We start from the raw sequence: 1,139 nt of genomic DNA on the forward strand, positions 1-1,139 counted from the left end.
GTCCCATCCGATCCGTACCTCTCGGCCAGCCGGGGCGTCCTCAAGCGGGGTCAGGTCGTACGACATCGTTCGCCTTTCGCAGGTGGCGGACCGAATGTCCGCCGATACCAACGCTACTCAGGCAACCCGCACCCCGTTGACGGGGAGCAGCCGCTGACGGACGCTCCGATTTGCCACCGAGACCCCGCGGTGGATCGATCTTGCGCCGGCCCTTGTGGGCCCGCCTGATCTCGGCACGGGTTCCCGGCATCTGCGTCGACCCGAGCACACCCCGGCGGCCATGCAGCCCGCCGGTCCCTCGCCCACAATTCGTGCCCACGGCGGTGGCTGGTGGTCGCGGCTGGGCGTGAGTGCCTGATCGGTCCGGGTCTCGTCGGGTCGTCAGAGTCCCTTGATGGCTCCCCGGCCGGTGGTCAGCTGGCGGATCAGTTCCTCGGTGGATTCCTGTAGAGGGGAATCCCAGCTTCTGGCCATCTGTCGTACCTGGTCGACGACGGTGAGCACTCCGGAGGTGTTGTTGGCGCGGTGCTCGATGCGCATCCAGTCCCGGTACAGGGCTTCGGCGGTCGGTTCGACGTCGAGGCCGAGGCGGATCGCGTCGCGGGCCGAGTCCACGTCGAGGATGTCGTCGCGGGTGCGCAGTACGGCAACGGTGTGGGCGGTGTCGATGATCCTGCTGACCATGTTCTGTACAAGGCCGGCGGCCCAGTTGTGTGCACCGGCTTCGCCGAAGGGGCGGCCTCGGACCAGGGCGAGGGCGGCTTCGAGGTCGAGGATGCCGGCTGGTCCGTGGGGCAGGCCCCGCTCGGACAGGTGAAGGAAGTCTGCCCAGTCGACGGTGACCTCTTCGGACAGCGTGTACTGCTCGACCCCCTTGGGCTTGGGTCGCAGGTACGGATGGCCGGTGCTGTCCAGGCCCAGGCGGGCGCGCAGCCGGGACATCTGTTGGGCCATTGTCTCCGGGCTCCACGGTTTCGCAGAGTCCATGCGGTTGGCGATCGTGCCGTAGTCGCGGAAGTTGGTGAAGACGAGGACGGCGGCCAGGTTCGCCAGGGCCGGGGCGAGGGGTGCCGGGCCGATCTCGGTGAGCCGCAGTGGGCCGAGGACCTGGACCTGGGGTGCGGTCTTGCCGGGGGCCG

1 pseudogene is annotated in these 1,139 nt (G+C 68.8%); it reads right to left on the minus strand.

What is annotated here, in order from left to right:
* Window positions 1-381: 381 nt before the first annotated feature.
* Window positions 382-1,139, minus strand: a pseudogene (locus P3T39_RS37475) (bacterial transcriptional activator domain-containing protein); the annotation flags it as partial.

This window comes from Kitasatospora sp. GP82, from assembly GCF_029892105.1.
In the GTDB taxonomy this organism is placed as follows: domain Bacteria; phylum Actinomycetota; class Actinomycetes; order Streptomycetales; family Streptomycetaceae; genus Kitasatospora.